Origin of the sequence: Paenibacillus sp. 7523-1 (assembly GCF_002276415.1) — a bacterium.
In the GTDB taxonomy this organism is placed as follows: domain Bacteria; phylum Bacillota; class Bacilli; order Paenibacillales; family Paenibacillaceae; genus Paenibacillus; species Paenibacillus illinoisensis_A.
In genome coordinates this window covers 207,494-230,773 of sequence record NZ_NPBR01000005.1, presented here as the reverse complement: position 1 = coordinate 230,773, position 23,280 = coordinate 207,494, and the positions used below count along the sequence as shown (strand labels likewise).

At 43.4% G+C, this 23,280-nt stretch carries 22 protein-coding genes; 15 read left to right on the top strand and 7 right to left on the bottom strand.

The window, feature by feature from the left end:
- Window positions 1–5: 5 nt before the first annotated feature.
- The gene (locus CHH60_RS04515) at window positions 6–878 is read right to left on the bottom strand and encodes an AraC family transcriptional regulator (protein ID WP_095358120.1); all 873 of its coding nucleotides are present in this window, start codon (window positions 876–878) and stop codon (window positions 6–8) included.
- A gap of 234 nt (window positions 879–1,112) precedes the next feature.
- Here CHH60_RS04515 and CHH60_RS04510 point away from each other — a divergent pair, with 234 nt between their 5' ends.
- A complete protein-coding gene (locus CHH60_RS04510) occupies window positions 1,113–2,312 on the top strand; it encodes an MFS transporter (protein ID WP_095358119.1) in 1,200 nt (399 codons plus the stop codon).
- An 84-nt stretch (window positions 2,313–2,396) separates the two neighbouring features.
- On the opposite strand, the gene CHH60_RS04505 is transcribed toward CHH60_RS04510, so the two are convergent.
- Window positions 2,397–3,086: a DUF421 domain-containing protein gene (locus tag CHH60_RS04505; protein ID WP_255247823.1), complete on the bottom strand. Its 690-nt coding sequence runs from the start codon at window positions 3,084–3,086 to the stop codon at window positions 2,397–2,399.
- A gap of 247 nt (window positions 3,087–3,333) precedes the next feature.
- On the opposite strand from CHH60_RS04505, the gene CHH60_RS04500 reads away from it, so the two are divergent.
- Window positions 3,334–4,083 (top strand): gamma-glutamyl-gamma-aminobutyrate hydrolase family protein, encoded by a 750-nt coding sequence (locus tag CHH60_RS04500; RefSeq protein ID WP_095358118.1) that lies wholly within the window; start codon window positions 3,334–3,336, stop codon window positions 4,081–4,083.
- Between the two features lie 205 nt (window positions 4,084–4,288).
- Window positions 4,289–4,876, top strand: a complete 588-nt coding sequence (locus CHH60_RS04495) for a hypothetical protein (protein ID WP_217989971.1) — start codon at window positions 4,289–4,291, stop codon at window positions 4,874–4,876.
- A 136-nt stretch (window positions 4,877–5,012) separates the two neighbouring features.
- Here the strand turns inward: CHH60_RS04495 and CHH60_RS04490 are convergent, their stop codons facing one another.
- Together CHH60_RS04490 and CHH60_RS04485 are read right to left on the bottom strand one after the other, a co-directional pair.
- On the bottom strand, window positions 5,013–5,600 hold the full coding sequence (locus tag CHH60_RS04490; RefSeq protein WP_095358116.1) for a hypothetical protein: 588 nt from the start codon (window positions 5,598–5,600) through the stop codon (window positions 5,013–5,015).
- A 459-nt stretch (window positions 5,601–6,059) separates the two neighbouring features.
- Complete coding sequence (locus tag CHH60_RS04485) at window positions 6,060–6,920, bottom strand: alpha/beta fold hydrolase (RefSeq protein ID WP_095358115.1); 861 nt, start codon at window positions 6,918–6,920, stop codon at window positions 6,060–6,062.
- A gap of 376 nt (window positions 6,921–7,296) precedes the next feature.
- On the opposite strand from CHH60_RS04485, the gene CHH60_RS04480 reads away from it, so the two are divergent.
- The 6 genes from CHH60_RS04480 to nspC all read left to right on the top strand — a co-directional run bounded on the left by CHH60_RS04480 (window position 7,297) and on the right by nspC (window position 13,121).
- A complete protein-coding gene (locus CHH60_RS04480) occupies window positions 7,297–7,875 on the top strand; it encodes a TetR/AcrR family transcriptional regulator (RefSeq protein WP_095358114.1) in 579 nt (192 codons plus the stop codon).
- 169 nt (window positions 7,876–8,044) lie between these two features.
- Window positions 8,045–8,605: an NAD(P)H-dependent oxidoreductase gene (locus CHH60_RS04475; RefSeq protein WP_095358113.1), complete on the top strand. Its 561-nt coding sequence runs from the start codon at window positions 8,045–8,047 to the stop codon at window positions 8,603–8,605.
- Between the two features lie 26 nt (window positions 8,606–8,631).
- The gene (locus CHH60_RS04470) at window positions 8,632–9,345 is read left to right on the top strand and encodes an SDR family oxidoreductase (RefSeq protein ID WP_095358112.1); all 714 of its coding nucleotides are present in this window, start codon (window positions 8,632–8,634) and stop codon (window positions 9,343–9,345) included.
- Between the two features lie 118 nt (window positions 9,346–9,463).
- A complete protein-coding gene (locus CHH60_RS04465; protein ID WP_095358111.1) occupies window positions 9,464–9,814 on the top strand; it encodes a DUF3221 domain-containing protein in 351 nt (116 codons plus the stop codon).
- A gap of 939 nt (window positions 9,815–10,753) precedes the next feature.
- A complete protein-coding gene (locus CHH60_RS04460; protein WP_095287196.1) occupies window positions 10,754–11,992 on the top strand; it encodes a saccharopine dehydrogenase family protein in 1,239 nt (412 codons plus the stop codon).
- A gap of 1 nt (window position 11,993) precedes the next feature.
- Entirely contained in the window at window positions 11,994–13,121 is a 1,128-nt protein-coding gene (gene nspC / locus CHH60_RS04455) for a carboxynorspermidine decarboxylase (protein WP_095358110.1), read from the top strand.
- Window positions 13,122–13,216: 95 nt separating this feature from the next.
- Here nspC and CHH60_RS04450 read toward each other — a convergent pair whose 3' ends face one another.
- Both CHH60_RS04450 and CHH60_RS04445 read right to left on the bottom strand, forming a co-directional pair.
- Window positions 13,217–14,095, bottom strand: coding sequence for an aminoglycoside phosphotransferase family protein (locus tag CHH60_RS04450; protein WP_095358109.1), 879 nt, complete (start codon window positions 14,093–14,095; stop codon window positions 13,217–13,219).
- 1 nt (window position 14,096) lies between these two features.
- Window positions 14,097–14,975, bottom strand: a complete 879-nt coding sequence (locus CHH60_RS04445; protein ID WP_095358108.1) for an AraC family transcriptional regulator — start codon at window positions 14,973–14,975, stop codon at window positions 14,097–14,099.
- 157 nt (window positions 14,976–15,132) lie between these two features.
- Between CHH60_RS04445 and CHH60_RS04440 the strand changes: the two genes are divergently transcribed.
- From CHH60_RS04440 to asnA, 4 genes are all read left to right on the top strand, one after another.
- Window positions 15,133–16,044 carry a DMT family transporter gene (locus CHH60_RS04440; protein WP_095358107.1) on the top strand — a complete coding sequence of 304 codons (912 nt, stop codon included), beginning with the start codon at window positions 15,133–15,135 and terminating at the stop codon, window positions 16,042–16,044.
- Window positions 16,045–16,087: 43 nt separating this feature from the next.
- Window positions 16,088–16,420 (top strand): chaperone CsaA, encoded by a 333-nt coding sequence (csaA, locus tag CHH60_RS04435; protein ID WP_095358106.1) that lies wholly within the window; start codon window positions 16,088–16,090, stop codon window positions 16,418–16,420.
- Between the two features lie 223 nt (window positions 16,421–16,643).
- Window positions 16,644–17,279, top strand: coding sequence for a LysE family transporter (locus CHH60_RS04430; protein WP_095358105.1), 636 nt, complete (start codon window positions 16,644–16,646; stop codon window positions 17,277–17,279).
- A gap of 134 nt (window positions 17,280–17,413) precedes the next feature.
- Window positions 17,414–18,427, top strand: a complete 1,014-nt coding sequence (gene asnA / locus CHH60_RS04425) for an aspartate--ammonia ligase (protein ID WP_095358104.1) — start codon at window positions 17,414–17,416, stop codon at window positions 18,425–18,427.
- 51 nt (window positions 18,428–18,478) lie between these two features.
- Here asnA and CHH60_RS04420 read toward each other — a convergent pair whose 3' ends face one another.
- Window positions 18,479–19,849, bottom strand: coding sequence for an amino acid permease (locus CHH60_RS04420; RefSeq protein WP_095358103.1), 1,371 nt, complete (start codon window positions 19,847–19,849; stop codon window positions 18,479–18,481).
- Between the two features lie 273 nt (window positions 19,850–20,122).
- Here CHH60_RS04420 and CHH60_RS04415 point away from each other — a divergent pair, with 273 nt between their 5' ends.
- Both CHH60_RS04415 and CHH60_RS04410 read left to right on the top strand, forming a co-directional pair.
- Entirely contained in the window at window positions 20,123–22,384 is a 2,262-nt protein-coding gene (locus CHH60_RS04415) for an ATP-binding cassette domain-containing protein (protein WP_095358102.1), read from the top strand.
- Between the two features lie 91 nt (window positions 22,385–22,475).
- Window positions 22,476–22,946, top strand: coding sequence for a GNAT family N-acetyltransferase (locus tag CHH60_RS04410; RefSeq protein WP_095358101.1), 471 nt, complete (start codon window positions 22,476–22,478; stop codon window positions 22,944–22,946).
- The last annotated feature ends 334 nt before the right edge of the window (window positions 22,947–23,280 follow it).

The following is a 23,280-nucleotide window of genomic DNA, read 5'->3' as shown; positions in this document are numbered from 1 at the left end:
CTCTTTTATGATGAATGGGAGGTAGTATCCCCGAACATATCTTTTTGATTTCGCTTGCGAAAGCTTCGCGGGGATTCACCGACCGTTTTGGTAAAAAGAATGGTGAAGTAATTGGGATTATCATACCCAACCAGCTTGGCAATTTCCCATATTTTCTTCTTGGTTGAAACTAACAGACGGGTTGCTTCACCCATTCGTCGTTGGATCAAGTAATGATAAGGGGAGGTACCGTAGCGATTTTTATACATATGAATGAGGTAATAGAAATCGATATGAAACTGTTCGGCGAGTTCCTTCAGTTTAATGTTTTGCCGGTAGTTGGTATCCAGATAGTCCTTAATACTCTCAGCAAGGGTAATGCTCCGTATAATCTGTTCAGAAGACTGTTGATGTCGGGACATGCGTTCGATGATCAGTAGTACGGCTTTTAACACATGCTGGGAGATGCGCTCGTATCCATCCTCACGAATGGAGAATTCACTGAATAAGGTCTGCATTAACGTATGCAGCTCTTCCGAATACCGGTTTGCGCGAATGATTGGTTCACTACCTGGAGGTACGACCCAATCGGCATCGCTATGGATATCCTCTTTGAAACGAAAGCCACAATAAAAGGTCGATAAGGGATATTCGGGGTCAGACTTTTCTTCGTGAAGTGTTCCTCTATTGTATATGAGCAGGTCTCCCTTTTGGGCCAAGTGCTTCGCACCATCAATGGTGAATGATCCTTTGCCTTCATTAACATAAATAATCTCGTGCAAATCGTCATGCTTATGCGTCGGAAAACTCCACTGGGGATTGCCGGCCAGCTTCCCGACATAAATAATGATACAATCCTGATCTTCATATCGTTGTTCGGGTTCGTGGCGTGTATCCATCTATGTCTTCCCTTCGAGGTTCTATGATGAAAAATGACAACATACATCATGTTTTGAATCAAATCCACAACAACCTTGATTGTCGTCTGACAAGTCTGACAGTACAATTTCACTATCCAATATGTACTATATATCGAAATCGAAGGGATGGGAAAGCAGAAAATACATAGATTAGGAGCTGTCCTAAGAATTGAAGCGCTTGCAACATTAGAAAGGATTAGTGAAATTAAATTGATGACCAGAACTAGAGAAAATCTACTTATTTTAACGCTTACGCTCGTCAGCTTTGTACTGGGAACGACCGAGTATGTCATTGTGGGTGTGTTGAAAGAAATTGAGAGTTATATGAAAGTATCTCTCGCTGCTGCAGGTGCCCTAGTGTCCGGATTCGCTATTGCTTATGCAGTGGGGACACCATTCGCCGTGGCTTCCTTGGCCAAAATTTCCAGAAGAAGCTCCATCTTAATTGGATTCGCCATTGTGCTTGTGTTGAATGTATTAACTGTGTTCTCAACAACATTCCCTTCCTTGTTGGCTATTCGCATCGTTTCGGCCGTTGCTTGCGGACTTACGATATCGCTTTCGATCTCAATCGCAAGCGACGCCGTTCATCGGGATCGGAGAGGGGAAGCTATCGCTTGGATTTTGGGCGGGTTTTCCATCGCGAATGTACTAGGTGTGCCGCTCGGTACATATATTGGACAGCATCTGAACTGGTCCATGACATTCGTAGTTACTGCATGCATCGGTGTTGTTCCGTTTGTATTCATGTTCCGAATCCTTCCACGCCGCACGACTACCGTTACCGGTTCATTTGGTGATCAGATGGCTCTCTTTATGAAGCCTCGCATATTGTTGGCCTGCCTAATTCCCGTGCTGGGCAACAGCTGTATCTTCGTCACTTTTACTTATATTACACCGCTCCTCAGCGAGTCTATGGGGGTGCCCGTACGTTGGATTAGCGCTATACTCCTGATCTATGGGGCATGCAGTATTCTGAGCAACTGGATCGGTGCCAAAATAGCCAAGGGTGATTTTCTACCCAAACTTAAGTGGCTATTCGTCATCCAAGCGGTTATTTTCCTCGGACTGAGTTTCGCTGTGTCCAATCTGTGGCTAGGTTTGACATTCCTGCTACTGATCGGCTGTCTGTCGTCGTCAATGAGCGCAGCATCCCAGTTATATCTGTTTGATGTATCTGGATCGATTGCACCGGAATCCAAAGCTTTTGCATCCACACTGCTGCCTGTGGCGGCCAATGTGGGCATTGCTCTCGGTTCTGGGGTCGGTGGACTTGCCGTTAATCTTGGCGGTGTGGCATGGGTGCCGCCGGTAGCCGTGGTATTAGCTTTGCTGGCTTTTGCCATTACAAGAATATGCCAGCGTACCATTCAGTTGAATGCGGATGAAGCGCCCACTTCTAACGCTGCGTAGATACATGAGTACCAAAAAAGACCAGGTATATGGGCTTACCATGTACCCGGTCTTTTTATTTATAATGGACCGAAGAGATTTGAATTAACCTTTTCCGTTTTTGCTTTTCGGAATAATGTATAGTTCTCCGTCGTCACCATATTCTGCATAGGCGATATCCTTTATATTGTCATAGCCCTGCTTCTGAATTTCTACCTTGACCATCTCCATATCGATATTTTTACCTTTCATGGACTTCTTAAGCAGCTCTCCTTTATCAATTACGGTTACCGCAAAACGATCAGGTGATGTCTCCATACCCATATCTTCTGCGGTAGGTGGTTCGTACTCGGGCTTGCGAAGCACGGATAACGATCCATCCGTTTCCAGGATGGCGTATTTCACTTCCTGAATTGAAAATACATTCTGTTTACGAAGCATGGAGAGCAGCTGCTTAAATTCAATGTCGTATTTTTTTAACAAACCTTGATTGACTTCTCCATTATCAATTAAGAGCACGACTCGTCCTTCCGCGACATATCCGAACTTCACAAATCGCGTTGTGGCTTTCTCGAAAAGGTATGAGAGTGCAGTCCAAAGTGCTAATGCGAATAATAGATGAGATACCTTGATCTCATCATCATACAGCGTATTTCCCACAATCTCACTGAGCACCAACGAGGATAGGAAATCGAGCGGTGTAAGTTGGCTTAGCGTTTTTCTGCCGGTAATAAAGGCAATGGCCCATAGGCCGAAGAAGCTAATGACTAGTTTGATGCTTAACTCCAGGAACATTCCTATCCCTCCCAAGTTCGGAATCTTGATTAATCATTACCCGGGATATTCTATAAATAACATATTGGATTATTTACCAGTGAAGCTAAATCTGTAAAAGGTATGCAGGATGAAGATAGGCAAAGCGTAGGAAAATGCAATAATTTGGTGAGTTTGTATATGAGGAGATCTGATAAAATGAATGAAAAGATTTCCCATTCCTAGCAAAGCGATTCACATGAAAATGACCCCATTAGGAGGTAAACCAATGAAGAAGCCAATAATCGGAGTCCTGCCGCTGTATGATTCCAACAAAAAAAGTTACTGGATGCTTCCAGATTATATGAACGCAATCGAGAGTGCGGGCGGGATTCCAGTGATGCTGCCGTTGACAACGAATCTCGAAATTATTGCAACTTTGGCGAATGAGTTTGACGGTTTCTTGTTCACGGGCGGACATGATATTAATCCGGAGCTTTATCATGAAAAAGCAGAGGATACCTGCGGGGAGTTATGTATGGAACGCGATATGATGGAGGCCTTGCTATTTCAGAAAGTAATCGAACTCGATAAGCCTATCTTCGGCATATGCCGGGGATTACAGCTGTTTAACGTGATACTGGGTGGATCTTTGTATCAGGATATTCCTACACAGCTTCAAGTAAGCAATACGGTTAATCATAAGCAAAGCCCACCCTATACGAATCTGGTACACGATGTACATATTGAAATAGGTAGCTTGCTGTATGACATTATTCAAGCAGATACGATTAAAGTGAACAGTTACCATCATCAAGGAATCAAAATGCTTTCGGATAAGCTGCAAGCAGCTGCAGTCGCTGAGGATGGAATAGTTGAATCCGTAGTAATGCCTAACCAAAAATTTGTGCTGGCAGTGCAATGGCATCCGGAGTACAGCTATACAGTAGATTCATTTAGCCAAAAGTTATTCTCAGCTTTTGTTCGTTCTTGTACTTTCGTTGGCTATGATATTAATATTGACGAGATAACAGCATAATGAAAAAAGCAGCTAGATCCTTGCGATCAGCTGCTTTTATTAATTTATAGCGCACATAGGTATATACATTATGGATATGTATTGATTCATGATTATAGATAAATATGTAAAAAATGTATGGTACAATAAAATAGCATGTTAAAGTTTAATCTTCATCCGGATTGGAGGTGAAAATTTGCGATTAAGACAGTACATAATTATCTTCTTGTTTGTACTAACAGGTTGTTCGGCAGATAGCGCAGAGGCTATTAAACCGGACAAATCGATAACTGACAGCATCACATTAACTCCGGTGGATCTGGCTCAAGGAGAAACAGCAAAATTAAGACCTTTCCTCGGCACCATGTCCGGTGCATTTAAATTAAGATACGAGGGAGTGAAACCGAGCGCCAATTTGGATATGGACATCTGGGAGAATGGATCGAAGGTAGATTCTGCAGGATCCATAGGGGACCTGTTCTTCAGTCCGGAAGGACAGGTGAATAACAGTAATGAAATTGAAGTCATTATATCCATTGATACGGTAAGAACAGAAGAAGACAAAGAAGTATGCATTGTTAAAATCAGTACAGGGTCAGGCTTAGCTACATTTACGCTTCCTTGGAATTCGGAGTTGAAAGGACGAGGGTTGATTCAAAACACCGAAGCTTTAACGTTTGTACCAGATCATCCAGTTCATACATTCGCTATGCATGCAACAAGTTCAAACCAGGTATTTGCAGGAGGTTTCTCAGAGGAAAGTTTAAGCAAAATCGAATGGGCTCTTGTGTTCACTTTGCGCTTTGACGAATAGGAGACTGTGAAAAGGTAGCATCTGAATATAAATCAGATTATCAGATTAAAGTTCATACCTGATCATGAAGCAGCTGCAGTGGCAGCTGCTTCATGTTTTTATTCGAAGTTAAATGAACTTCTGATCAAGTGTTAATCTAATCAATGTTTTCGATAAGCCAATTACCTTCTTTGTTCTTTGTGAAGAAATACGTTATGGCTTTATTCTCAACACTTCCATCCTCATGTTTTTTGGCATATTGAACGCCAATCCAAATTTGTTCACGGCCATAAATGGTTATCTTTTCTAGAAGGTCCAGATCATTAAACATAAACTGAGCGTTTTCTTCATCGAAGAAGAGTGATTCTTTCTGTGAACCTTCATAGAGATGGACTTTGAATTTCGCTTTATCATTTTCAACAATACCCTCAAGATTGCCTTTGAACTTTGAAATGATGTCATCATTAAAAAAGTCTTTTTTGTACCGTTCAAAATCAATGAACACGCCTTTATTAAAATCTTCGACTCCAATCTCCTTGAATTCCAATCCTTCGGGGTCAATTAGTCTCTCCGATTCGGTTATGACATTAGTTGAAGTAGGTGTTTGACTCACCGGTGTTTTGCTGCTTGAATGATTTGTTTGGTTAATTTCATTCATCGAATCTCCAACGGATGCTGTACAAGCAGATTGAAGCAAGAACACAGTCATTACAACAGAGAAAATACCATAATACCTTTTATTCATTTAAGAGACCTCCAATTTCCAATGACTTCGTACCATCAACTATTTCAATTAATGAACAAAATGATTGGCAAAAGGTTTGAAACCACAAAGAAAAGGTTTAAATTTATCCCTATTTACAATATTTAAACATATGAAAAATTCACAATAGAAAAAGCTTTCTACGAACTTTGCTGCTACCTACCTTAGCATTCATCAACTCACCCTCGATGTTTTAAAAAGTTCACGATCCTTAAGAAAAACACAAGCACTTTTTCTGAGAAGATTGAATGATTCGCAGTTGAATCCTCTGAAATTAATATGGAAAAAATCAGCTAACTTCTATGTAGTATTAATATAGTAATAATGCATTAACTTTGTGATACGATCTAAGCTTTGTATAGCCGTATATAAGTAATAGAAAGAACCCCTTGGTGGTACTCAGCCAGAGGGTTCTTAATGAGGCTCGTTCGATGTCCTCGATTACAAGCTGCGCTGCGATTCTACTGAATTCAACGGATCATACTCCATTTTCATTCCATCAAGGAAGGTTAACAACTCTTCGTTGAACTTCTCCGGTTCATCGAATAGCATGGCATGACCACTATCTTCAAATCTCACGATGCGGGAACCCGCAATGCTCTGTGAGGTTAGTTCTCCCAACTCAGGCTCAACAATTTTGTCTTTTTGCCCATGGAACACAGTAGTTGGAATTTGAATTGCAGCGAGGTCTTGACGAAGATCCTCATCCCGTAAAGAAACTGCAGCTTTGATCGTACCATGGTGTGATGCCTGATAACAGAGCAATCCCAGCCACACCAGCATACCCGGGTTTGATTTAGTCTTGGTAAATTTCAGACCTAATTTGTTGAGCATTGCAGGTCTGTTCTCATAGGTAGCATGTATTAACTGCGAAGTCACTTCGTCAGGCTCCATTCCATACTCAATACCAGGTCGGCGGGTAAATACGGGAGTAGCAGCTCCTGCCAAGAGTAGTCTTGTAATACCGTGGCCGTTATGACGTGACATATAGCGAGATGCTATGGCTCCACCCATAGAGAAGCCAACTAAAGCTGCATTCTCCAGGTGAAGTTCATCAATAACTGCACGTACATCATCCGCCATACGGTCATATGAGTAACTCTCCCAAGGGGCATCAGATTTACCGAAGCCGCGAATATCAATTCCGATGCAGCGGTAACCGTGAGAAGCCAGCAAAGTATATTGATATTCAAACATAAGATGGTTGGCAGGCCAGCCGTGCAGGAAGATAACCGGAACACCTTGACCGATATCTTCGACAAAAATTTTAACGTTGTCCTCAACTTGTACATATTGTCCCATGTAAAATTCCTCCTACCCATTTATAGTAGTCTGTTCCTAATACAGTTGGCTTTGTTCCAACCTGAATAGTACGGTCATGTTGATCCCTATTAAACGCATGTCCGCTTTGGGAAACAAAAAATAACATCTTCATTAATGCCAATGAGCAGCAAGTATATGGAATTTGAATCTGGGCGATTAATCTATACATGGCTTGAAAAGACAAGGGGAAAAAGCGAGAACTTAATTTGAGAACGTTCGGTAAAATTTAATTCTTTACTGATCGTTCTCATTCTGTTAGGATGATTTTACAGGAAATAAAAACCTATGAGAATCTGCAGAATATTCTTTAAAACGTTATAAACACATTACTATTGGTGAAGGGAGGGTACCTGAGATGGCGAGAAGCAAAGAATTCGAGGAAACCGAAGTTTTAGATAAAGCCATGAAGCTGTTCTGGGAGCAGGGGTATGAGAAAACGTCGATGAGTGATCTCGTTGAACACATGGGTATTCATCGCAGAAGCATTTATGATACGTTCACCGATAAACGTACCTTGTTCTTCAAAGCAATGGAACGGTTCGGTAATCGTACCGATGCCAAATTGGCTGCAGGCGTCAAGCAAGCGAAAACAGCCAAGGAAGCTCTTCATTTTATCTTTGATTATATGAGCAGCACTGAAGAGGGCGAGCCACCTGGATGCATGTTTGTCAATTCTGCAGTGGAAATGGCCTGCCGAGATGAAGATGTAGATGCCAAAACGGTTGGAGCCTTTCAAAAAGTGGAGCATCTTCTTGTGGAGATCGTCACCTGGGGGCAAGAAAATGGGGAGTTCTCAAGCCAGTATGACGCGCAAGAATTAGCGGAGTACTTGCATAATTCTTTAATCGGGATAAGGGTAATGGCCCGGACATCAGTGCCTAAGGAAAAGCTAGAGCGTATTTCCACAATGAGCATGCTTTTGTTAGAAAAATAAGATGAAGTGGTGTCATCTTGACGGGATATTAGAATGGTCATACTCAATAAAAGCAATGGCGGATGGTTAAGTGCAGGAGCCAGCTTCTGCCTTAACCAAATACAGAACATTCTTTTGCGCCATTTTTAGAACGATCGTTCCCATATAAAAATTAAAGGAGTGTTTAAACATGAAGACACTAATTATTGTAGCTCACCCGGATTTGCAAAATTCACGGATTAACCGGGCATTGGTTGATACCATGAGGGAGCAGCCGGATACGACCGTACATGTGCTGGATGAGTTATATCAAGATAAATCTATCGATGTGACCCATGAGCAAGGACTGTTGGAACGTCATGACCGGATTATTTTCCAATACCCTTTATATTGGTACAGCACGCCACCACTCTTGAAGCAGTGGTTCGACGAGGTGCTCGCATACGGCTGGGCATTCGGCCCGGGTGGGGAGTATCTTAAAGGGAAAGAGATCGGCATCGCAATTTCAACAGCAGGCACTGCGGCTTCATATCAGCCCGGCGGATACAATCTGTTTACCATTCGGGATATTGCAAAACCAATGGAGGCGCTCGCCAACTATGTCGGGGCCCATTATCTGCCGCCATTTGCTATCCATAACGCCAATCATATCACGGATGAGCAGATCGCTATTAGCCAAGAGGCTTACGTGGATCATGTAAGAAGTGTAAAACATGTGCAAACATCGGGTTTGGTCACCATTAACAAATAATCATAAAATCTGAGGAGGAACAAAAAATGACAAACAATAAAATTGCATTGATAACTGGAGCAAATAAAGGAATTGGGTATGAGGTTGCAAGACAGCTCGGCGAATTAGGCATTACGGTTTTGGTAGCCGCACGCAATCAAGTAATAGCTGATGAAACAGCAAACCAACTAAGCAAGAAAGGCATCGAAGCCGTGGGTGTGGAGCTGAATGTGACAAACCCGGAGCATATTGCGAAGGTAACCAGATGGATAAGTGACACGTATGGTCGATTGGATATCCTGGTCAATAATGCAGGGGTATGGGCTGAAAAAGAGGATTACGAAGGCGATGCACTGCGTGATACGTTTGAGGTCAATACATTTGGTCCTTATCATCTCACAGAATCATTAATGCCTCTGCTTCTGAAAAGTGATGCTGGTCGAATCGTCAATCAGAGCAGTGCTCTCGGTTCCATACAATTTCTGCTGACCAATGAGCTTGCACAGCGGATTGCTACACCTGCATATTCTGCATCCAAGGCAGCATTGAACATGCTGACAGCATATTGGGCTCAGAAAACGCAAGGAACGAATCTTAAAGTGAATTCCGTACATCCCGGTTTGGTTAAAACACAAATGGGTGGTGAAAAGGCAGAGCTATCCCCAGAGGAAGGTGCCAAAACGGCTGTGCGTCTGGCTACCTTGTCTGAAGACGGTCCAACAGGCAGCTTTTACTATATGGATAGTCAGCTTCCTTGGTAACTCATTAAAGCCGCATATTGCGGCTTTTTATGTTGGTGGATGTTAGATGAAGAAGCAACAAACGTTTTAATCCAAACGTCTAATATAGGAGGTAGCTGTGTTGTGAGGAGGAATATAATTGAGAAAATCGGTCATAAATGTGACGCTACTCGTTCTTCTATGTACACTTAGTGGATGTAAAGTATTCTCGACAAGTGAAGTTGGGAATTACATTCTTCAGAAGGAAGAAGATCGAATTCTTGTAGCGGAAAATATATCTAGAGAAGATGCGGATCAACCTTTTGGCGATCTTAGAGAAAAAAAGGTCACCCTAATCCATTATATTGTTGAAGATTCGGAGCTCCTTGAGCAGCTTGAAGTAGGAGACAAAGTTAAAATTACTCCCAAAGTGAATGAGGAAGGGTTCTATCATGTCAGAAAATCTGATCCACCTCAGATTATCGCAGGCAGGATTGAGAGAGAAGAATGAACCATAAACTTCAATGATTCCTAAAGTAAATAAGTACAAAGAAAAGGGAGAACAATATAAATGGGTAAAGGTGTAAAGTTTCAGTAACTTTAGTAACTATACTAATGTCTGTTGATAAACTTGATTCCATAATTAACTTATTGTATCCGGGAATGCAGAAAAGACTTGTAATTCTTGCGGATATGGTTCGTGACCTTATAAAAATGTTCTTTCTTCAGTGAAGAAGATGATAACTCATATGTTCCTGTTACATTGTGCAAACTATAAGTAAGCATCGGAGCAGAAGAGAAAACCATAATGAATGTCATTAACCAGCTCGGAAAGCTAAACAGAAAAGGCATATCGGATTAAAGGAAACTCTGGACCAGAATGAGGAAAAAAGTTTTTTTGAGTTATCCCTTGATTTTTTTAAAAGTGTTTGTTATTGTTTAACCTGTGATTTTGGAAAGCAGTTATATCAATTGGAACGAGCACTTTCCAGCAGATAATTTTGACCACTTCCATGAGGGAGTCAAGGCCATACGGACAGCCGGGTCAAACGCCGATTGGCAACTTATGTTGCCTTATTGATTGAGTTAAAAGCTCAAATTTTATAAGTTGGTTACTTTACAACCAGTGCAATAGCACATCAACTTGTGAAACGGTCAATAAGAGTGGTAAAGGCGAATTATTTGCTATATAGACTCTGATCTGATATTGATATACATGAGGGAGCTTTCCACCAGAGGAGTTCTTTGAACTTTTTTGGTTATGGAGACTTTACGTTTTTTCACGATGTATATCGACAAGCAAGTGTGATGATGCGCGGGTTGCGGCATTTATTCACCTTGCTTTTTTTGTTGTCAGGAATTGACGGAAGTTGAACAATGAGAAGACCTTGAAACGGACATTTGAATCAAAAACCAAAAAAATCTACATATGGGATAGGAGAATGTAAAAATGGGAAAAGCACTAATCATCGGCGCCGGCGGCGTGGCTTCTGTGGCAGTACACAAATGCGTTCAAAATAGCGAAGTTTTTGAGGAAATCTGTATTGCGAGTCGTACCAAATCCAAATGTGATGATCTCAAAGCGAAACTGGACGGTGGCAAAACAAAAATTACGACAGCACAAGTAGACGCGGATAATGTAGACGAATTGATTGCTCTGATCAACGAAGTTAAACCGGATATCGTCATGAACCTGGCTTTGCCTTATCAAGATCTGACGATCATGGATGCGTGCCTCGCAACCAAAACGCATTACATGGATACGGCAAACTATGAGCCAGAAGATACTGCAAAATTCGAATACAGCTGGCAATGGGATTACAAAGAGCGTTTTGAAAAAGCAGGAATCACTGCACTGCTCGGCAGCGGTTTTGACCCAGGCGTAACTGGCGTATTCTCTGCCTATGCCCTGAAGCACTACTTTGACGAAATCGAGTACATCGACATCCTGGACTGCAACGGCGGCGATCACGGATATCCGTTCGCAACCAACTTTAACCCGGAAATCAACATCCGCGAAGTTTCGGCAAACGGAAGATACTGGGAGAATGGTGAATGGATCGAAACCAAACCGATGGAAATCAAACGTGTCTATGACTTCAAGGAAGTTGGCGAAAAAGACATGTACCTGTTGTACCATGAAGAGCTGGAATCTTTGGCGAAAAACATTCCTGGCTTGAAACGAATCCGTTTCTTCATGACATTTGGCCAAAGCTACCTGACTCACCTGAAAGCACTTGAAAATGTGGGCATGACTTCCATCGAACCTATCGAATTCGAAGGCAAACAAATCATCCCGCTGCAATTCCTGAAGGCGGTACTGCCTGACCCGGCATCCCTTGGACCACGTACTGTGGGCAAAACGAACATCGGCTGCATTTTCAAAGGCAAAAAAGACGGCAAGGACAAAACATACTACGTTTACAACATCTGTGATCACCAAGAGTGCTACAAAGAGGTTGGTTCCCAAGCCATCTCGTATACTACAGGCGTTCCAGCAATGATCGGTGCAGCTATGGTCATGACAGGCAAATGGAACAAACCAGGCGTATACAACGTGGAAGAGTTCAACCCGGATCCGTTCATGGAAGAGCTGAACAAATGGGGACTTCCATGGGTAGAAGACTTCAACCCGGTTCTTGTTGACGAACTGCCAGAAGAAGCAAAAGAATCGGAGCTCGTTCGTTAAGATGCGGTTTGAGCAATTACCGACACCATGCTTTGTTGTTGATGAGGCGCTTATTGAGAAAAATGTAAAAATCCTTAACGGTGTCATGCAGCGTACAGGTGCCAAAATCGTGCTGGCTCAAAAGGCATTTTCCATGACAGCGATGTATCCACTAATCGGACAATATCTGAGCGGGGCAACAGCAAGTGGGTTGTATGAAGCCCGTCTGGGCCACGAGGAAATGGGCAAAGAGAATCATGTATTTGCACCAGCCTACCGCGAAGACGAGATCGATGAGATTATTTCAATCTGCGATCACATTATTTTCAACTCTTTTTCGCAGCTTGCGAAATTTAAGGATAAAGCACTTCAGGCCGGCCGCAAGATTGGCTTGCGTATCAATCCTGAATGTTCAACCCAAGAAGGGCACGAGATTTATGATCCGTGCTCTCCGGGTTCACGTTTTGGTGCCAAACAGGAGGATTTCCGTGCAGAGCTGCTGGAAGGCGTCTCCGGTTTGCATTTCCATACACTATGTCAACAAAATTCCGATGATCTGGAAACGACGTTGAACGCAGTCGAAGAGAAGTTCGGACAATGGCTGCCTCAAATGGAGTGGATTAACTTCGGTGGTGGACACCACATTACGCGTGAAGATTATGACATTCCAAGACTGGAAGCATGCATCAAACGCATGCAGGACAAATATGGCCTGGAAGTTTATCTGGAGCCAGGAGAAGCTGTTGCGCTTAACGCGGGTTATCTGGTGACTTCTGTGCTGGATTTCCACAAAAACGGAATGGACATTGCCATTCTGGATACGTCAGCCACTTGTCACATGCCAGACGTACTGGAAATGCCATATCGTCCGCCGCTTGTTGGCTCCGGAGAAGCAGGAGAGAAGCCTCACCTGTACCGTCTTGGCGGTCAAACTTGCCTATCTGGTGATGTCATTGGAGATTATTCGTTTGATGAGCCTTTGAAAGAGGGCGATCGTCTGGTCTTTGAAGATATGGCGATCTATTCCATGGTCAAAACGAATACATTCAACGGAATGCCATTACCAGCCATCGCTGTAAAACGAAAAAGTGGCGATTGTGAAGTTGTCCGTGAATTCGGATATCAGGATTTCAAAATGAGACTGGCTTAATTAGCTATTATATATATCATCAATCATAAAACCGGATTCCGCGAATAGGAATCCGGTTTTATTTTTATCTTAGATGCACTACGATGAACTAGGAACTATAGTGATTTATAATCTCGGATGATCACATCGATAACCCGTTTTCCCCAGATGGATGACTCCGAACCTGGTTCATTCCAGGCATAAGTGATAAGTGCTTTCCATAATGACCATCCACGTGCACGGTTAATCATATCTTGGTCAGCATTCATTCTGCGGAGGAATATATTACGACTCCTTTCATCAAAAAAGTTCCAAGCCATCACCAGGTCGCTGGAAGGATCACCCACGCCCATCGTTCCGAAATCAATGACACCGCACAATCGTCCGTTTTGTACGAGCAGATTTCCTACAGCAACGTCACCGTGCAGCCAGAGCGGTGCAGCTTCATATTTTGTGGCAAGGGCAAGCTCCCATATTTCCAATAACAGCGTAGGATCGTACGGACTGGGTAAAACGTCTATGACGGATCTGGTGTCCTGGTCATAAACAGCCAGGTTTCCTCCGCGATGAAAATTTTGGATGCCTGCTGGAATACCTTGGCTTGCATCAATCGCTTCCAGTTCAATTAGAAAACCAGCGAGATCCTCAGCAAATGTGTTCAGATCCGTTATATTTTCAACTGTGACTGTGCTGCCTTCAATCCATTGGTTAACAGACCAGGGTAGAGGATATTCTACCGTAGGCTCACCTTTTGCAATCGGTGCCGGAATCGGTAAGGAGAGATAAGGCTTGAAAACGGGCAGCCACGTCAATTCTTTTTGAACAGCAGAGGCATATCGCTCATGACTCGGTAAACGAACAGTCATCTCATTTCCTAATCGATAGGTCCGATTATCGTGTCCACTTTTGTCTACGGGTGCTATGGCTAAGTGCTTCCACTCGGGAAATTGACTCTGGATCAGCTGACGTACCAGTTTTGTCGTAATTTCAATCATGTTATTCCCCCCTGCGGAAGTGGTTAGGTGTTCGTTGATACTGTTTTTTGAAAGACTGAATAAAGTGATTCACATGATTGAAGCCCACTCTATGGGCTATCTCTGTTATTGTATAGTCGGTCGAGCTTAATAACTCGCAGCTTTTTTTGATTCGATACTTAATCAAGTAGGCGTAAGGGGTCATATGAATTGTACGCTTAAAACTTCGGGTGCATTCCGAAACACTCAGATGAGCTGCATCCGCGATCTCCTGTAATGTGATCGGATCTGCATAATGACGGTGGATGAAACTGAGCATAAATTGAAGTCTCTCCTGTTGCCGCTTCACGTTCGCTGATGCTTCCTCTGTCGATAGCGAGAAATTGGAGATTATGGTCAGCCACAACTGTACCGTCTGAATGGAAACCTCATATTCCCAGCCCCATTGTTTGGTCTTCTCAAATCTTGCTTTCATATCCCACAGCATTTCTAATACTTGGATTTCCCATGTAACTTCGCCTTTGATTACAAGTGATACGAAAGATGAGTTGGTATAGGGGAGGACATAGTTTCTCTCCATAGCACTATCAGAGTAGAAAGCCAGCAGTTTCTCCGGAAAATTAAAACTGACATACTGTCCGTTATGCGTCAAATGGGTCGTCACATGAAGAATGCTTTTATTGATCAGAATGGCCTGACCTGCATGTAATTCATGATCCATCCCGTTAACCTGGATCACCAGTGTTCCTTTGGTAACCAACGTGATCTGTAAATCTTCATGCCAATGCAGGTCGTTAAACCCTCTCCCTTCAGGGATGCTATCGTGGACCGTATGCGTGTACATGATATAAGGGAAGGAAGTATCGGGATATTGGATGGTCTCATGTAAGGGTTTCTCCATGGGGTTAATTCCTCTCAAATGACGATATTTCGATATAAATGAAAGATATTATTGCACTAATGATCGATAAGCGGTGATATTATCATATCAGATCTTAAGGTTATCAATACAATCCTGTGCACAGACGATTGGATAAAATATCATGGAGGCCTTACATGTGAAAATCAAACCATCGTCATTACCGCTTCATCCGTATGTATTGCTTTTAATCAGCATCCTGTCTGTTTCGATCTCATCGATTATGATCAAATCATCAGATACGGCAACCGCTGTGGCTGGAATGTACAGATTGTACATATCCGTAATCATTATGCTTCCTTTTGTACCCTGGAAAGCCCTTCGAATCTCTAAGATGAACAAGAAAGACTGGGTTACCGTAATAGTAGCAGGTCTATTTCTTGGATTACACTTTTTATTTTGGATGGAATCCTTGGTCCATACTTCGGTGGCGAGTTCCATGGTCATCTTGTCATTGCAGCCTTTATTCGTAATGATTGGCTCTTATTTTATGTTCAGAGAACGAAACAGCATGCTAACGATCATTTGTTTAATTGCTGCCCTCATTGGTTCAATTATCATAGCTTGGGGAGATCTAGGGATTTCGCGTGAGGCGTTACTAGGAGATGGGCTATCCTTGTTGGGAACCATTTTGGTCTCTGCTTATATGCTTGCAGGGCAGAAGGTCAGCCGTAAAATAGACTCGAATTTATACAGTATCCTTGTTTTTTTCCTGGGCGGGACCGTGATGCTGGTTTATTGTTTGTTCAATCATATCCCTTTGGTGGGTTACCGTTCTTCGGATTGGACCTATTTCTTGTTGCTCGCCGTAATTCCAACCATTTTTGGTCAGAATATTTTTAACCTGTTATTAAAAACGATCGGCGCAACGACGGTTTCTGTAGGGATTATTGGAGAGCCTGTTCTGGCAATTCTTTTGGCGTATCTATTTTTGGGAGAAACGATATCTGCATTTCAATTAACAGGCGGATTGATTACATTGTTCGGCATGGGCATATACTTTTGGATACGATCATCAAGTCATTTCGTAGCTAAAGAAAAATGGGTTTAGTGTATTATATTGGAATAGAACAAAAGATGAGGAGATTATATACATGGCAACCATTGATGATTTTATGAAGCTGGATATCCGGATTGGAACAATAATTCATGCTGAGTTTTTTGCAGAGGCAAAAATGCCGGCGATCAAGCTGGAGATTGATTTTGGAGAAGAGATTGGTATCAAGAAATCGAGTGCACAAATTACGAAAAGATATGAAGCGGAAGTGCTCATAGGGAAACAAGTCATTGGTGTTGTTAATTTCCCTCCGCGCCGGATAGCCGGATTCAAGTCGGAGATATTGGTTCTAGGGGGTGTACCCGAAAAAGGGGATGTGGTGTTGTTAAAACCGGACATTGAATTACCACCAGGAACACCTATAGCGTAAGAAGATTCTCGGGTTAGCGATCAAACTAAAAATCGTACGATGTAGAGGCATCAAATAACGACGTATAGAGGCTATTTCCAGACATGTTTATCTGTCTGTGAAATAGTCTTTTTATTTTTCATAGATAAAAGCGATATAAACGGTTGTTATATTGTCATGTTAAGCGTAATTAGATCATAAGATGGGGAAATAAACTGGACAAGCGAGTAGGAGTGAGGAAGTCTTGAGTGTTCAACTTCTGATCAGTTATATTTTCCTTGGTTTGACGCTTGCTGCTCCCATTGGGCCTGTCAATTCAGCCCGGTTGGACAAAGGCATCAAAAATGGTTTTTGGCATGCCTGGATGGTCGGGGCGGGTTCCATGATCGCCGATGCTGCCTTTATGTTGTTGATTTATATGGGCTTGGTTCAATTTCTCAATATCCCCTGGGTACAAATTCTCCTCTGGCTCGTTGGCGGGTTCACGCTAACCTATACTGGCATCGAAAGCATTCTGCAAATGAACAAAGTGAAGCTGCATTCGGCCAAAAATCGCAAGGATTCCCTCTTTCACTGCTTTATGCTGGGATTTTTCATGTCGATTACCAGCCCGATGTCCATCATTTTCTGGTTAGGCATTTATGGATCCATTCTGGCCAAAACAGCAGTATCATTTGGGACAAGTCATCTGCTGATTTACAGCAGCATGATCTTCATCGGATTGACGCTCTGGGATTTGCTTGTGGCGGGGTTAACTACAGGAATGCGGCGTTATCTCAATCAAAGAAGCCTCTCCATCATATCCGTGGTATCCGGTTTGTCTCTGGTTGGGTTCGGCGTTTATTTTGCGCTTCAAGGGCTGCGTGCATTGTTCTCGTAGAGGATGGGCGTACACCCAAATGCTTCAATTCTGGAGTGGGACAACGCGACACCGCCATGGTAGGCACATAGACTGCTCTCATCAGTTATGCAGAAAACTGCATGATAATCAAACTGAAGGGACGATGTACTTTCATGCTGCGAACGATAGTTGTACCGAACAAGTACAAACCGATGCTGAACCTAAGGGAAACTGCTGAGGCCATACATTTTTCAAAAAAGAAGTTTCAGGAACGAATGGAACAGCATTTAAATCTCACACAGGTACCCTCACCTGTTCTTTTGCAAGAAGGTACAGGAATTAACGATAATCTGAACGGGGTAGAGCGTATCGTTTCCTTCGATGCATTGGATATGGAAGAAGGACAGATTGAAGTTGTTCAATCCCTTGCGAAGTGGAAACGGATGGCTCTGAAGACATATGGCTTTCAGGTGGGTGAAGGATTATACACCAATATGAATGCCATCAGACGGGATGAGTGGATGGATAACCTCCATTCCATCTATGTGGATCAATGGGACTGGGAGAAGGTCATTGCTGAAGATCAACGCAACCTAGCGACTCTGAAGGAAGAAGTAAGCAAGATCTATCGTTCGATTCAAGCAACAGAGCAAGAAGTCTGTACTCAATACTCATGCCTTGAACCCATTCTGCCCGATCAGATTTTCTTCATTACAACACAGGAGCTGGAGAACCGATATCCGGATCTTACCCCAAAAGAGCGGGAAAATGAGATTACACGCCAATACGGTGCTGTTTTTATCATGCAGGTAGGCGGGCTACTGAATTCAGGAATTGTGCATGACGGTCGCTCACCGGATTATGATGATTGGACGTTAAACGGAGATATTTTATTATGGTTTCCTGTGCTGGAGCAGGCCCTGGAAGTCTCATCCATGGGAATACGTGTTGATGCCGCTGCACTTGAAAAGCAATTGAACCTGAGTCAAGCGAACGAACGGGCCGCTCTTGATTTTCATCAATCTGTCTTGAATGGAGAACTTCCTTTCACGATTGGAGGCGGGATTGGTCAATCCAGACTGTGTATGTTTTTGCTGCGAAAAGCGCATGTTGGAGAAGTGCAGGCGTCGGTGTGGAATGACAGAACGTGGCGGGAATGCGAAGAGGGAAATATTCCTCTATTATAGATAGCGTTTGTAACAGGAAGAGGATATCCTCGCGGGATACCCTCTTTTTTGCTACGTCGAGATCTTATGTTTTTTCCACCATCTTGTCATGATCCAGGTGACCAGAGCTATCACAAAAATCATGATCAGACTTACATAAAAGCCTACCCGGATGTCCGGTTTCATTAGCGTCCCACTTACCGCGCCCAATAACAGAACCAGACCGGAAATGCCAAGTGTGACATCCCTGGCGCGGATCTGAAGTATTTTGAAGGCAGCGATAATGATAAAGGACCAGTTATACATCTGCAATATACCGGCTGCGGTAGTGATGTACTCATATATCTTTCCTGGAAGCAGCAGGGCTGTCACTATGGAGGCGCATAAGCCAATCGCAGCAAGCACAAGGGAAGGTAGGGGAAGTTGTTTGAATTTTAATTTTGCTTTGAACAGCTTAGGCGCGTCTCCATCCTTGGACATGGTCACCAGAAGGTTGACGACAGCAAACAACGAAGCGCTCATGGCCGAAAAACCAGCCAAGATGATGGCGCCATTGAATACATGAGGAAAGAATTCCAAATGATATGACGATAGAGCCGTAACAAACGGGCTTTCCTTTTCATTCATCTTCGTATAGTGCACCATGAACACTGCCATACCAATCGATAACATATAAAGGATGGAGAGTCCGGTTAACATCACCTTTCCGGCTTTAGGGGCGTCCTTTTTATCCTGTAACTGGATGGACATGAGTCCAATAGTCTCTACACCGCCATAAGCGTAAAACGCGTAGAGAAGTGACGACCAGAAGGATGGAAACTTACCTGGGAACAGTTCAGCAGCTGAACTTGGCATGCCAGGCCGTTCATTGCTTCCCCCATGGATCCAGCCAAAGAGTGCTGCTGCAGCCAGCAGAATAAACATGACAATGGCTGCGGTTTTGACCACAGCGAGAACATTCTCAATCTTGTCAAACCATTGTGTCCCAAGTAGGACAACAAAAATGGAGAGCAAGGCATAACCCGCCGCAAAAACCCAGAGGGGAACATTAGGAAACCAAAATCGGGAGAGAATGGACAAGGCCGTTAACTGGCTTCCCATAATCAAAATTTTAGTACTCCAATAGTTCCATCCACAGCCAAAGCGGGCCCAACGCCCAAAGGCTTTGCCGGCATAATAACAGAACGAACCTTCCTGAGGATCTGCAGTAGTCATTTTGGCCAGGAAGTGAAACACAATGTAGGTACCCAGAGCGGCGATCAAAAAGGATAACACCATTGAAGGTCCGGTCTGTTTGATCCCTATTCCCGAACCCAGAAAGTATCCGGTACCAATCGTACAGCCGATGCCAAGCAGGGACAGCTGCCACCATTTTAAGTTTCCCTTCTCCTTACCTTCAGATGAGGAGGAAGCATCTTGTGCAGCGCAACTTAAATCCGTCAAAGTAGGTACACCTCTCCTTCTCAGATAAGGTGAACCATTTGAGGACAAAATATGCCTCCACTTGTTACTTACGCTTTTTCGGGAAAAGAACAGAGGTTCGTTGACACAGCTCTAAATGGTGTCTTACAATCTAAACGTCATGACATGGTGTCTAATCCCACAACCGTCTACACACATTGAAAATCAAGATTAATCCCTCTCAATGAAAGTTAAACTTGAATGTCCAAGTTATGGCTGTATCCTATGAATAAATAAATCGGAGGGTTCTAACGCATGAGTGAATCTAATCAGGAGTACATTGTACTCACTGGTGCAAGGGAGAACAACCTCAAGAACGTATCCTTGCGCATCCCAAAGCGTAAAATTACGATCTTCACCGGAGTATCCGGATCCGGCAAGTCATCGATTGTCTTTGATACAATCGCTGCAGAATCCACACGATTGTTGAACGAAAACTTCAGTATGTTCGTTCGTACGTTTCTGCCTCGTGTTCCGCAGCCAGATACCGATGCCATTGAAAATCTGAGCATGGCGGTGATTGTGGACCAGAAGCGGCTCGGCGGCGGATCTCACTCCACAATGGGAACAATCACCGATATTTCACCTATTCTTCGTCTTTTATTCTCTCGCGTTGGACAGCCTTATGTCGGGCCAGTAAACATGTTCTCGTTTAATGATCCGCAAGGCATGTGTTCTGAGTGCAACGGAATTGGACGCAGACTTGGCGTGGATATGAGCAAGGCTGTGGACATGGAGAAATCTCTAAACGAAGGGGCGCTCATGCTCCCGGATTATGCCGTCGATGGCTGGGATTGGAACATGGTGCTGCAATCAGGAGACTTTGATCCCGATAAGAAGTTAAGCGAATACTCCGAAGCGGAATTGGACCTTCTTTTATATGGAAAGGCAAGAAAAGTAAAGATGGATTTCGCTGGTAAAGCAACGAATATTACCGTAGAAGGTGTTATTGAGAAATTCACGAACAAGTACATCAAGCAGGATGTGAAGACGAAATCGGAACGTACTCAAAAAGCGGTAATGCCGTTTATCTCTGAAGGTCCTTGCTCCAGCTGTAATGGTGCGCGACTTAGTCAGGCAGCACTCAGTTGCAGAATTAATGGATTGAATATTGCGGAGATGTCTGCCATGGAAGTGGGCCAGCTTATTCGCGTCATCCGGGAAATGAATGATGCAGTTGCAGTACCGGTCATCAAATCTTTGTTGGAGCGGCTGCAGCATCTAGTGGATATTGGACTGGACTACCTGACATTGGATCGTGAGACAGATACGTTATCCGGCGGCGAGTCGCAGCGCGTCAAAATGGTGAAGCACCTAAGCGGCAGCCTTGTCGATGTCACCTATATCTTCGATGAGCCCAGTGTTGGCTTGCACCCTCGTGACGTACACCGATTGAATGAATTGCTTCAAAAGCTGCGCAACAAAGGTAACACCGTGATTGTTGTTGAGCATGATCCGGATGTCATCAAGGTTGCGGATCATATCGTGGACGTCGGACCTTTCGCTGGCAAACGCGGTGGTACTATTGTATATGAAGGAAGTTTCAGTGGATTGCTTGAATCGGGCACTCTGACTGGCACACACATGAAGCGGCCTTTGCAATTAAAACTCGACTGCAGACAGCCATCCGGCAAACTGCTTGTTAAAGATGCAACGTTGCATAACTTGCAGAATGTGAGTGTAGATATTCCGACCGGAGTGCTTACTGTCGTTACAGGTGTTGCCGGATCGGGGAAAAGTACGCTAATCAACGAGGTGTTTCTCAGTCAGCATGCAGATGCAATAGTAATCGACCAGTCTGCAGTAGGTGTAAGCACACGGTCGAACCCGGCAACGTACACGGGCATTATGGATGACGTGCGTAAAGCGTTTGCCAAGGAAAATAAGGTGAATCAGGGCTTGTTCAGCTTCAACTCCAAAGGAGCGTGTGATAACTGTCATGGACTTGGTGTCTTATATACAGACCTTTCCTTTCTGGACAGCGTGAAACTGCCATGTGACGTATGTGAAGGCAGAAGGTTCAAAGACGAGGTGTTAGAGTACAAACTTGGCGGCAAGTCAATTGCTGAAGTGCTGGAGATGACTGTTGAGCAAGCGCTCGAGTTTTTTCAATTAAAAGAAGTGGTACGCAAGCTTCAGGCGATGAGCGACGTCGGATTGAACTATATTACACTTGGCCAGCCGTTAAGCACACTCTCAGGCGGGGAATGCCAAAGAATCAAACTCGCAAGTGAACTGCACAAAAAAGGCAGTATTTACGTAATGGACGAGCCGACGACAGGTCTTCATATGTCGGATATCGGCCATCTTCTGGAGATCATGAACCGTCTCGTGGATGCAGGCAACACGGTTATTGTGATTGAGCATAATCTCGATGTGATCAGCCAGGCCGATTGGATTATCGATATGGGACCGGATGGAGGAAGCAAGGGTGGACAAGTTGTATATGAAGGTATTCCTTCACAGATCATCCATGCAGAACAGTCTATTACCGGGCGATACTTGTCTATGAATTGAAACATTATTGGCTGTCCAGCCATACGATTCAGAACGTCTGATGATGACTTGGCGTAAATGGAGCAGGAACATACTTACGGAGGTTACTTTTATGTTGATCAGAGAGATTGAAGAAAGAGATAATCAACAGGTGGAACATCTGATCAGAACGTGTTTGATCGAATTTGGCGCGAACAAACCAGGGACAGCCTGGACAGATCCACATTTGGGAGATTTCTATCATCTGTACCAAAATGCGGGGTCTAAATATTGGGTAGTTGAGCAAGATTCTACGGTCGTAGCGGGCTGTGGTATTGGTCCGATTGACGGTTATCCTCAGATTTGTGAGTTGCAAAAAATGTATGCATTCAAAGAAACGAGAGGTACAGGTATTTCAAGCGAATTACTGCACGTTGTCCTTGATTATGCGAAAGATCATTATGAACAATGTTACCTGGAAACCCTGAGCAATATGACGGCAGCCAACAAGTTTTATGCGAAAAATGGATTTATTGCATTGGACAACCCCTTGAATGGATCTGAACATTATGCATGTGATACGTGGTATTTGAAAACATTATAAGTGATCTGATTATCTCGAAAATTTGCATTACCGGTAGACCCAGAGAGATGGGGTTTATCGGTTTTTTATTTTTATATATCACTGCAGGCGAGCCAACAGTAGCTAACTGCACAGGATTACCTTTTTATGTATAATCAGAGTGGGAAATGGTTTATCCATGAGCTTGTAACTAATAATTATGAATAGAATGGAGGAGGGAATATATGCTCGCTATCATCTTAATTTTGGGTTTGCTCTTTATTGTTGCTTACTTGCGTGCGATCTATATGAAGCTTGAACGAATAGTGGAGGTCCTGGATCAAAAAAATGAATCCTGATAATAGATTGCCATGGG

Coding starts and splice junctions, on each gene's coding strand:
- CHH60_RS04515 (WP_095358120.1), bottom strand. CDS start 878: ATGGATACACGCCACGAACCCGAACAACGATATGAAGATCAGGATTGT.
- CHH60_RS04510 (WP_095358119.1), top strand. CDS start 1,113: ATGACCAGAACTAGAGAAAATCTACTTATTTTAACGCTTACGCTCGTC.
- CHH60_RS04505 (WP_255247823.1), bottom strand. CDS start 3,086: ATGTTCCTGGAGTTAAGCATCAAACTAGTCATTAGCTTCTTCGGCCTA.
- CHH60_RS04500 (WP_095358118.1), top strand. CDS start 3,334: ATGAAGAAGCCAATAATCGGAGTCCTGCCGCTGTATGATTCCAACAAA.
- CHH60_RS04490 (WP_095358116.1), bottom strand. CDS start 5,600: ATGAATAAAAGGTATTATGGTATTTTCTCTGTTGTAATGACTGTGTTC.
- CHH60_RS04485 (WP_095358115.1), bottom strand. CDS start 6,920: ATGGGACAATATGTACAAGTTGAGGACAACGTTAAAATTTTTGTCGAA.
- CHH60_RS04480 (WP_095358114.1), top strand. CDS start 7,297: ATGGCGAGAAGCAAAGAATTCGAGGAAACCGAAGTTTTAGATAAAGCC.
- CHH60_RS04475 (WP_095358113.1), top strand. CDS start 8,045: ATGAAGACACTAATTATTGTAGCTCACCCGGATTTGCAAAATTCACGG.
- CHH60_RS04470 (WP_095358112.1), top strand. CDS start 8,632: ATGACAAACAATAAAATTGCATTGATAACTGGAGCAAATAAAGGAATT.
- CHH60_RS04460 (WP_095287196.1), top strand. CDS start 10,754: ATGGGAAAAGCACTAATCATCGGCGCCGGCGGCGTGGCTTCTGTGGCA.
- nspC (WP_095358110.1), top strand. CDS start 11,994: ATGCGGTTTGAGCAATTACCGACACCATGCTTTGTTGTTGATGAGGCG.
- CHH60_RS04450 (WP_095358109.1), bottom strand. CDS start 14,095: ATGATTGAAATTACGACAAAACTGGTACGTCAGCTGATCCAGAGTCAA.
- CHH60_RS04445 (WP_095358108.1), bottom strand. CDS start 14,975: ATGGAGAAACCCTTACATGAGACCATCCAATATCCCGATACTTCCTTC.
- csaA (WP_095358106.1), top strand. CDS start 16,088: ATGGCAACCATTGATGATTTTATGAAGCTGGATATCCGGATTGGAACA.
- asnA (WP_095358104.1), top strand. CDS start 17,414: ATGCTGCGAACGATAGTTGTACCGAACAAGTACAAACCGATGCTGAAC.
- CHH60_RS04415 (WP_095358102.1), top strand. CDS start 20,123: ATGAGTGAATCTAATCAGGAGTACATTGTACTCACTGGTGCAAGGGAG.
- CHH60_RS04410 (WP_095358101.1), top strand. CDS start 22,476: ATGTTGATCAGAGAGATTGAAGAAAGAGATAATCAACAGGTGGAACAT.